The 8,547-nt window shown below is 66.4% G+C and carries 13 protein-coding genes and 1 pseudogene; 8 read left to right on the top strand and 6 right to left on the bottom strand.

Going from position 1 to position 8,547, the window contains the following annotated elements:
• Window positions 1–153 precede the first annotated feature (153 nt).
• Window positions 154–561 (top strand): hypothetical protein, encoded by a 408-nt coding sequence (locus QOJ24_RS09585; protein ID WP_526260755.1) that lies wholly within the window; start codon window positions 154–156, stop codon window positions 559–561.
• A 138-nt stretch (window positions 562–699) separates the two neighbouring features.
• Here the strand turns inward: QOJ24_RS09585 and QOJ24_RS09580 are convergent, their stop codons facing one another.
• Together QOJ24_RS09580 and QOJ24_RS09575 are read right to left on the bottom strand one after the other, a co-directional pair.
• On the bottom strand, window positions 700–2,262 hold the full coding sequence (locus QOJ24_RS09580; protein ID WP_526260754.1) for an acyl-CoA carboxylase subunit beta: 1,563 nt from the start codon (window positions 2,260–2,262) through the stop codon (window positions 700–702).
• Window positions 2,259–2,405 carry a DivIVA domain-containing protein gene (locus tag QOJ24_RS09575; protein ID WP_526260753.1) on the bottom strand — a complete coding sequence of 49 codons (147 nt, stop codon included), beginning with the start codon at window positions 2,403–2,405 and terminating at the stop codon, window positions 2,259–2,261. The genes QOJ24_RS09580 and QOJ24_RS09575 overlap by 4 nt, the downstream gene beginning before the upstream one ends.
• A gap of 78 nt (window positions 2,406–2,483) precedes the next feature.
• On the opposite strand from QOJ24_RS09575, the gene QOJ24_RS09570 reads away from it, so the two are divergent.
• The 3 genes from QOJ24_RS09570 to QOJ24_RS09560 are packed head-to-tail and all read left to right on the top strand — an operon-like array spanning window position 2,484 to window position 4,393.
• Window positions 2,484–2,978 (top strand): MarR family winged helix-turn-helix transcriptional regulator, encoded by a 495-nt coding sequence (locus QOJ24_RS09570; RefSeq protein WP_526260752.1) that lies wholly within the window; start codon window positions 2,484–2,486, stop codon window positions 2,976–2,978.
• Window positions 2,975–3,385, top strand: a complete 411-nt coding sequence (locus tag QOJ24_RS09565) for a DUF5313 family protein (RefSeq protein ID WP_526260751.1) — start codon at window positions 2,975–2,977, stop codon at window positions 3,383–3,385. Before QOJ24_RS09570 ends, QOJ24_RS09565 begins: the two co-directional genes overlap by 4 nt.
• A 24-nt stretch (window positions 3,386–3,409) precedes the next feature.
• On the top strand, window positions 3,410–4,393 hold the full coding sequence (locus QOJ24_RS09560) for an alpha/beta fold hydrolase (RefSeq protein WP_526260750.1): 984 nt from the start codon (window positions 3,410–3,412) through the stop codon (window positions 4,391–4,393).
• On the opposite strand, the gene QOJ24_RS09555 is transcribed toward QOJ24_RS09560, so the two are convergent.
• On the bottom strand, window positions 4,390–4,638 hold the full coding sequence (locus QOJ24_RS09555; protein WP_526260749.1) for a hypothetical protein: 249 nt from the start codon (window positions 4,636–4,638) through the stop codon (window positions 4,390–4,392). The two genes, QOJ24_RS09560 and QOJ24_RS09555, sit on opposite strands and share 4 nt — an antisense overlap.
• Before the next feature lie 84 nt (window positions 4,639–4,722).
• Here QOJ24_RS09555 and QOJ24_RS09550 point away from each other — a divergent pair, with 84 nt between their 5' ends.
• The 4 genes from QOJ24_RS09550 to QOJ24_RS09535 are packed head-to-tail and all read left to right on the top strand — an operon-like array spanning window position 4,723 to window position 7,271.
• Entirely contained in the window at window positions 4,723–5,136 is a 414-nt protein-coding gene (locus QOJ24_RS09550; protein ID WP_526260748.1) for an EVE domain-containing protein, read from the top strand.
• A gap of 15 nt (window positions 5,137–5,151) precedes the next feature.
• Window positions 5,152–6,123 (top strand): pirin family protein, encoded by a 972-nt coding sequence (locus QOJ24_RS09545; protein WP_526260747.1) that lies wholly within the window; start codon window positions 5,152–5,154, stop codon window positions 6,121–6,123.
• On the top strand, window positions 6,120–6,419 hold the full coding sequence (locus QOJ24_RS09540) for a GNAT family N-acetyltransferase (RefSeq protein WP_526260746.1): 300 nt from the start codon (window positions 6,120–6,122) through the stop codon (window positions 6,417–6,419). Before QOJ24_RS09545 ends, QOJ24_RS09540 begins: the two co-directional genes overlap by 4 nt.
• Before the next feature lie 33 nt (window positions 6,420–6,452).
• The gene (locus QOJ24_RS09535) at window positions 6,453–7,271 is read left to right on the top strand and encodes an acyl-CoA thioesterase domain-containing protein (RefSeq protein ID WP_526260745.1); all 819 of its coding nucleotides are present in this window, start codon (window positions 6,453–6,455) and stop codon (window positions 7,269–7,271) included.
• On the opposite strand, the gene QOJ24_RS09530 is transcribed toward QOJ24_RS09535, so the two are convergent.
• The 3 genes and pseudogenes from QOJ24_RS09530 to QOJ24_RS09520 form a co-directional block, all read right to left on the bottom strand.
• Window positions 7,268–7,747 carry a nitroreductase family deazaflavin-dependent oxidoreductase gene (locus QOJ24_RS09530; RefSeq protein WP_526260744.1) on the bottom strand — a complete coding sequence of 160 codons (480 nt, stop codon included), beginning with the start codon at window positions 7,745–7,747 and terminating at the stop codon, window positions 7,268–7,270. The genes QOJ24_RS09535 and QOJ24_RS09530 overlap by 4 nt on opposite strands.
• A 4-nt stretch (window positions 7,748–7,751) precedes the next feature.
• On the bottom strand, window positions 7,752–8,252 hold the full coding sequence (locus tag QOJ24_RS09525) for a pyridoxamine 5'-phosphate oxidase family protein (protein WP_526260743.1): 501 nt from the start codon (window positions 8,250–8,252) through the stop codon (window positions 7,752–7,754).
• 59 nt (window positions 8,253–8,311) lie between these two features.
• A pseudogene (locus QOJ24_RS09520) lies at window positions 8,312–8,547 on the bottom strand (molybdopterin-dependent oxidoreductase); the annotation flags it as partial.

The raw sequence follows: 8,547 nt of genomic DNA, 5'->3' as shown, positions 1-8,547 counted from the left end.
CGGCGTGCAGATCGAGCCCGCCGCGATGAAGCGGTCGGCCATCGAGATCGCGCAGGGCATCATGGCGTGTAACGATGTCGCGTATCTGAGGGGGCAGCTGGTGATCCGAGCCGAGCTGGAGGGGAGGACTACCGCGACCGGTTGGTGGTGATCGTGGCCGGCTACCCGAAGGAGATGCGGCGGTTCATGCAGGCCAACCCGGGCCTGGCCTCGCGCTTCCACCTGACGCTGACGTTCACCAGCTACACGCCCGATGAAATCGTTCAGATCGGTCAGCTGATCGCGGGCAAGGAGAAGATCGCCATCGCCGACACCGCGTGGCCGCTGCTACGCGATGAGGCCGCCCGGTTGCGCGACACCCCGATCGAGCAGGGCACGGCGCTGGACACCGCCGGTAACGGGCGGTTTGCGCGCAAGGTCATCGTGCACTGCAAGCACGAGCGCGCCCGCCGGCTCAGCACCACGCCACCGCAACTTCTGGCCCAGGCCGCTGACACCGATCTCGTGGTCAACGACGACGACATGCGCCGCGCGATTGCGGCGGCGCTCGCGATCAACTAGCCCTGCCCGCAGTGGAATAGACCGGGGCCCGGTGCCCGTTGAACTTTCCGACGGTGCCGGGCATGCCCCGGGTACCACCCAGAATCGTCGCTTCGAGCGACCACTTGCCGTGAGGCGCAATGACGGCTCCGTCCCCACTTACCAGGTATCGACGAACCGCCGCGGCGGCGGCGGTTCCCCATGCGCGGTCGCGGCCATCAGCGTCTCGGCGATGATCCTTCGCGTGTCGGCCGGATCGATCACATCGTCGATCTCGAACATCTGAGCGGCGTTGAGCGCCTTGGCATTCTCCTGCGCGGCCGCGGTCGCCTGCCGGACGCGTTCCTCCCGCTCGTCGTCGTCGGCGATCGCCTCGAGCTCCTTACGCAGACCGAGCCGCACGGCGCCTTCGAGTCCCATCGGCCCGAGATGCGCACCCGGCCACGCCACGGTCAGTACCGGCTCGTGCAGACTGCCGCCCGTCATCGCCTGTGCACCAAGGCCGTAGCCGCGGCGCAGCACAACAGCGACCAGCGGCACCCGAAGGGCGGCGCCCGCGACGAGCATCCGGGAGGCGCGGCGCACAAGGGCTTCACCCTCGGCGGCGGGGCCGACCATGTAGCCCGGGCAGTCGATGAGCGACACGACGGGAATACCGAAGCAGTCGCACAGCTGCAGGAACCGGGCCGCCTTGTCGGCCGCGGCAGCGGTGATCGCACCAGCCATAGACCGCGTGTCGTTGGCGATCACCCCGACCGCACGGCCTTCGATCCGTGCGAACGCGGTGACCATCTCGCGGGCGAAACGCGGCCGCAGGAATGTCACCGAATCCTGATCCGCCAACGTGGTGATGACCGGGCCGACGTCGTAAGCGCGCCGATCCCGCTCGGGAATCATTGTGCGCAAGAGGGTTTGGTCGCCACCGTCGCCACATGCCGTCGGTCCCTGGAAGTAGCCCAGCAGCCGCTTGGTGACGGCGACCGCCTCCGCCTCGTCGGCCACGACGACATCGACGACCCCGTTGGGCTCCTGCACCGAGATCGGGCCGACCTCGTCGGGGTGAACGTCGCCAAGGCCGCCACCGGCGATCATGGCCGGACCGCCCATCCCGATCGACGCGTCCCTGGTCGCAACGATCAAGTCTGAAGTCCCCGCGATCACCGCGTTGCCTGCGAAACAGCGGCCCTTGACGATCGCGATGCGCGGCACCACACCCGATAGCTGAGCCCACAGCTTGAACGCGCGCGTCTCGAGCGACGACACCGTCGGAAAGTCGGTGTCGCCCGGTCGGCCGCCGCCGCCCTCGGCGAAGAAGACGGTCGGCAGCCGCATCCGATCGATGAGCTCGAACAGCCGGTCTTTCTTGCGGTGCCCGAGGTAGCCCTGCGTCCCGGCCAGCACGGTGTAGTCGTAGGACAGCACGGCACTGGCGCTGCGTTCGGCGCCGAACAGATCGCCGTTGATGCGCGCGGTGCCCGCCACCAGCCCGTCGGCCGGTGTGCGCGCAATCAGGTCGTCGAGGTCCCGTCGGAACCTCTGAGCGGCGATGGCGAACCGGCCGTACTCGACGAACGAGCCGGGGTCGACGAGGTCGGCGATGTTCTCGCGCGCGGTTCGGCCGTTCGTCGCACGCCTGCGTTCGACGGCGTCGGGGCGGGCGGCGTCCTCGGTCAGCGCACGGCGGCGCAACAGTTCGGCGTGATCGTCACGGATCGGGCTCATCCCCGGCGGTCCAGCTTGGCGATCGTCGCCTCGACATCGTCGAGGAAGGCGTCGACCTCGTCCTCGTTGTAGCCGCGCTTACGCGTCAGCGGGCTGCCGAACAGGATGTCGCGCACTTCGAACGCAGTGAGATCGTCTCTCATGGCGCTGAGCCTAACAACGAGGTGGTGAGGCCGATCACCTTTTAATTAGCACACTAACTATTAGGGTACAGTGCAGTTATGACAGTCCTGGCCGAAGAGGTCGACCCGCTGGCACTCGAACGCCAGGTTTGCTTCGCGCTCGCCGTCACCAACCGGGCCGTGCTCGCGGTGTACCGGCCACTGCTCGAACCACTGGGACTGACCCATCCGCAGTATCTCGTGATGCTGGCGCTGTGGGATCACCACCGCGGCGGCAACGGCGATAAACCATTGTCGGTCAAGCAGATCGCCGCGTCGCTGCAGCTCGACTCGGCCACCCTGTCGCCGATGCTCAAGCGGCTGGAGGCGTTGGGCCTGATCACCCGCACCCGATCGGCGTTCGACGAGCGGGCCACCGACGTCGAACTCACCAAGGCGGGTGTGCAGCTACGTCGCAAAGCCCTCAAGATTCCGCCCGCGGTGATAGAACGGCTCGGTGTGGGCCTGGACGAGCTCGAGCACCTGCATGAGGTGCTCACCCGGATCAACGCCGCCGCGCTGGCCGCAGGCGCCCTCGAAGGAGAACGATCATGAACAAACCGCAACCCGTCTCCTACCTCGGATATGTGTTCGGCCGTAGGCTGCCCAACGAATACCGCGAGTGGGTGGCCCATGATCTCGCCGATCACGGGGCCGTCCGCCGACACATGCTCCGGTATGCGATTCCGCCGCTGCTGGTGCTCGCACCGTTCTGGCTGCTGCCTGCGTCGCTTTACGTACACCTGGAAATGACGGCGCCCATCTACATTTGGGCTCTACTGATGGCGCTCGCGCTCAACAAAGTGTGGCGCCGGCACCGACTGGCCCAGCACGGGCTTGACCCCAACCTTGTGGACGAGATCAACCGGAAGAAGAACGCCCACATGCACGACGCCTACATCGCCAAGTACGGGCCGCGCCCGGAAGAGTCGAAGTGGCAGCGCAACAGCAGCCCGTTCTAGCCGCTCGTGTGATTCAGTTCGAGCATGGGTGTGGGTGTCACCGAACGGGTCATCGATACCAACGGCGTGCAACTGCGGACATTGGAGGCCGGACGGCCCGGTGACCCGCTCGTCGTGCTGGCCCACGGCTTTCCGGAGCTCGGTTACTCGTGGCGACACCAGCTCCCGGCGCTGGCCGCGGCCGGCTTTCATGTCCTGGCGCCAGACCAGCGCGGATACGGGGGCTCGTCGCGCCCTTCGGCCGTCGAGGCATACAGCATCGTTGAACTGACAGCTGATCTGGTGGGCCTGCTCGATGGGGCGGGCGCGGACAGGGCCATCTTCGTGGGCCATGACTGGGGATCGATCGTCGTGTGGGCGCTGCCGCTGCTGCACCCCAGTCGGGTGGCCGCAGTGGCGGGTCTGGGCGGACCACCTGTGCCAAGACCGTCGCGGCCACCGACAGCGGCGTGGCGCCACAGGTTCGCCGACCACTTCTTCTACATCCTGTATTTCCAGGAGCCTGGCGTCGCCGATGCCGATCTCGCGCGCGACCCTGCGACCACGATGCGAAGGACGCTCGCGGGTCGACTGCCCAACGAAGCCGAAGCCACCGTCATGGCGCGGCCGGGACCCGAAGGCTACGTCGAGCGGCTGCCCGAACCCGACGGACTGCCCGCCTGGCTGAGCGAGCGCGAACTCGACTACTACATCGCGGAGTTCACTCGGACGGGTTTCACGGGAGCACTGAACTGGTACCGCAACTTCGACCGGAACTGGGAACTCACAGCCGACACGCCAGCCACCACGATCACCGCTCCAGCTATGTTCATCGCCGGCACCAACGACCCGGTGTTGTCCTTCACGCCTACCGACCGCTACGCGGAGGTGGTCAGCGGGCCATTCCGGCAGTTGCTGATCGACGGCGCCGGGCATTGGGTACAGCAGGAACGGCCGACCGAGGTAAACGATGCCCTTCTCGATTTCTTGACCAAAGCTGAGTGGCAGCGCAACAGCAGCCCGTTCTAGCCGCCGTAGAGCGACTCGATGACCTGGTTGGCCGTGCGCAGGTCGACGCCTGTCTCCTCGCGGTAGGCCTTCATCGCGCCCATCTTGTTGCCTGACGCGACCAGTTGCCGGACATGATCGGACACGTCCGTGGTGGCAAGGGCCGCCAGATCGGGCATCGGCACCCCTGTCTGCTTGTAGAGATGTTTCACGAGCTGATCAAGCGCGCGCAGCCGGTCGTAGATATCGCTGTCGTTGGAACTCATCGCGACAGTCTGTCATCGCGAGGTTATCCACAGGCTTGCAAACGGATAGCCCTTGTTGTCCGTCCGGCGACTTAACGTGCAGGTATGACGAACTGGATCAACACCGTCAGCCGCGACCACGTCGAACGTGGTGTCCGCGGCCGATTCACGCAGGCGAACCACGGCAAGCCGCACATGCTGCGCAAGATGGCCCGGGGCGACTGGCTCGCCTTCTATTCACCGCGAACCGTCTATCCGGACGGGGAGCCGTTGCAGGCGTTCACCGCCATCGGGCAGGTCGTCGACGACGAGCCCTATCAGGTGGAGATGGCCGATGGTGTCAGCCCGTGGCGGCGCAACGTCGACTTCTTGTCCTGTACGGAGGCACCGATCAAACCGCTGATCGAGCATCTCGGCTTCATCGAGGACAAGAAGCGCTGGGGGTACAAGTTCCGCTTCGGCGTCTTCCGGATCGACGACCACGACCTCGATGTGATCCGCTCCGCGATGACCGGATAGCGCTACTGTGGTCAAGTGAGTAACACCGACACCGCGCCCGCCGAAGTGGCTTGCGCGGCATCGGCATTCACCGGCGTGCTGCATCCTCGGGAGGTCCCGCTGGGTGGTCCGCGCGCCATCCGGGTGCGGCGCACATTGCCCCAGCGCGAGCGGTCGCTGATCGGGGCGTGGTGCTTCGCTGACCACTACGGGCCGCACCACGTCGCCGACGGCGTTGGCATGGATGTTCCGCCGCACCCGCACACCGGGTTGCAGACCGTCAGCTGGCTGTTCGAGGGCGAGGTCGAGCATCGCGACAGCGCGGGCGTGCATGCGTTCGTCCGGCCTGGCGAGCTGAACCTGATGACAGCAGGGGCGGGGATCTGCCATTCGGAGGTCTCCACCGCCGCGACGACAGTTTTGCACGGCGTGCAACTGTGGGTGGCACTGCCCGACTCCGACCGTGACACCGACAGGGACTTCGCGCACTACGCGCCCGAACCCGTCGCCGTCCCTGGTGCGGTGCTGCGGGTGTTCCTCGGCGAGCTGGCGGGTAGCCGATCACCCGTGCACACATTCACACCGCTGCTCGGCGCGCAGGTCGATATCGAGCCGGGCGCGCGGCTGGCCCTCGACGTAGACCCGTCGTTCGAACACGGCGTGCTGCTCGACCAGGGTCAGCTCGAAACAGCCGGCGCGGTGCTCGATGTCGCTGACCTCGCGTTCCACCCCACCGGCTGTGACATTTTGTCCTTGCACAACCCGGGGGGCGGCCCGGCCCGCGCGATCGTGCTCGGCGGCCCGCCGTTCGGCGAGGAACTGGTGATGTGGTGGAACTTCGTCGGCCGCAGCCACGACGACATCGCCACCTACCGAAAGCTGTGGGAGGCGCTTGACGCCCGCTTCGGCGACGTCGAGGGCTACCGCGGCGCCGTCGAGCGGTTGCCCGCTCCCCCGCTGCCGAACGCCACGTTGCGGCCACGCCCGATTCCGAAGGGAAATCCATGAGCAAGACCGACAAGACCGGCTCACCCACCACCGTCACCGCCGAGCCGAATCGCTACACCATCGCCGTGGAGGGCAACCGGGTCGGCAAGGCCGAGTTCCTCGACCGCAACGGCCGACGCGTCTTCACCCATACCGAAGTCGACAAGAACTACGAAGGCCGCGGCCTGGCAACGATTCTCATCGCTGAGTCTTTGCAGGAGACCCGCGACGCCGGGATGCGCATTGTGGCTCAATGCCCGATGGTCGCCGCCTACGTGAAGAAGCACGACGAGTACTCCGACATCGTCGACGACTAAGCAGGCCCAGCAGGCCCGCTATCGTCTTGGGCGATGACATCTCATGACCAAGCGTTCTTCACCGCCGCCGGGAACGTGCTGGTACCGAGTCCGCTCGCGCGCGGGCCATGGGGTTCAACGATCAGTGGCACCTACATCGGCGGCCTGCTCGCACGGGCCGTCGAGCGCGCGGGTGGCGACCCGGATTTGCAACCCGCGCGGCTGACCGTCGATCTGCTGCGACCGGTCGCGCTGGCCGACCCGGTACGAATCGACACCAACGTCGAGCGCGACGGCAGGCGAATTCGGTTGGTAGATGCGACGATGCGGCAGAACGACACCGTCGTCGCTCGGGCAAGCGCGTTGTTTCTCCGCCGCGGTGAACAGCCGCCCGATATGGCGTGGACGATGCCGATCGAGATGCCTCCGCCTCCCGATCAGCAGGCCGACGTATCGGGAGACTTCACCATGGAACTGTGGACCTACAGCGCCAACTCGGAGTTGACCACACCGAGTAACGATCTCAGCGAGTGGCGACATGGCGGCCAGAAGTACGCCTGGGTGCGGGACGTGATGCCGCTTGTCGAGGGTGAGGCGGTATCGCCGTTCGTCCGCGCCGCGATGGGCGGCGACGTGACCAGTTCGCTAACCCACTCCAGCGCAAGCGGTTTGAACTACATCAACGCCGACTACACCTTGACGTTGAGCCGGCTGCCAGAAGGTTCCTACATCGGCCTGGCCGGGCTGACGCACTACAGCCACGCCGGAGTGGCGACCGGAACGGCGACGCTGTTCGATCGGATCGGCCCGATCGGCAGCGGCGTGGCGACCGGTCTTGCCAACACGGGCTTCCGGCCACCGAGCCGCGGTTAGCGCGGCTTGAGCACGAAGACCGGGATGTCGCGGTCGGTCCACGATTTGTAGGCGTCGAAGTCGGCGTAGGCATCGACCAGTTTCGGCCAGAGCCGTTCCTTCTCCTCCGGATTGGCGAGCACGGCGTGCACCGCCCTGCGGTCGCGCCCGATCTCGATGTGCACGTCGGGGTCGGCGATCAGGTTGTGGTACCACTGCGGGTTTTCGTCGCGACCACCCATCGACGCCACGATGATCACGTCGTCGCCGTCGTTGATGTAGACCAGCGGCGAGGCGAACAGCTTGCCGGACTTGCGCCCCTTGTGTTCGAGCAGCAGCGTCGGCACCGGCTTCTTGGCGCCCGCACCGACGCGCCAGTTGCCGCCGATCTTCCCGCCGCTGCGCCGGTACGCCCAGGCGTGCGCGCGGCCGGCGTAGCGCATCACCGTCTTGACGAACGGCGCGTTCAGTTGCTTTGGCTTCTTGTCTGCATCCATGTGATCAACCTAGGTACTGGGCGGTGCTGCCGCCGATCGGCATCGGGTCCATGCCCAGCTTGCGGTGATCCCAGCTGCGCAGGCGGCCGGGCACCACCCGCACGCAGATCCGGTTGTGCATCATCGCGTCGACGAACGGACGCATCTCGTCGGTGTAGGGGCCGGTGTAGCGCTCCCAGACGCTTTTCCCGACGCGCAGGTTGGTTTCCGGGTCGTCGATGATCTCGGCCTGCCCGTCGATCGACACCCCGCGCAGGGTGTCGTAGCTCTGGCCATCCTCGATCATCACGGTGATGGTCGGATCACGGCGCAGGTTCAGCGCCTTCTGAGACTTGGCCTTGGTCTCGAACCAGATCTCGCCGTCGACGACGGCGTACCACATCGCGACCAGGTGCGGCCTGCCGTTCGACAGCACCGTGGCCATGGTCGCCGTGCGGCTTCGCTCGATGAATTCGGCGATTTCCTCGTCGGACATGACGATCTTCGACCGCTCGTTGTTACCCACGATCGAATACTTTCAGGTCCGCACCGCGGTGACCGTCACCGGGATCCCGTTGAGTGCCCCGTTACCGGATACATGCCGAGCAGCACACCGGTGTAGCGGCCGAGCGAGAACGAATGCGCGACCGGTTGCCGGTGTAGCACGTCACCGCGCCGATACCGTGCTCCTTGGTTACGGGGGCGAGCAGTTCGGTGCAGCGCCGGAACGCGGCGTCCCAGCTGACCTCGTGCCACTGGCCGTCGACCTTGATCATCGGCCGGCGGATCCGATCAGGATCCTCGTGCAGCGCGCCGAGCGT

The organism is Mycobacterium sp. (assembly GCF_032159775.1).
Classification (GTDB): domain Bacteria; phylum Actinomycetota; class Actinomycetes; order Mycobacteriales; family Mycobacteriaceae; genus Mycobacterium.
Note: the sequence above shows the minus strand (reverse complement) of the source record. Positions and strands in the feature narration are given on the sequence as shown.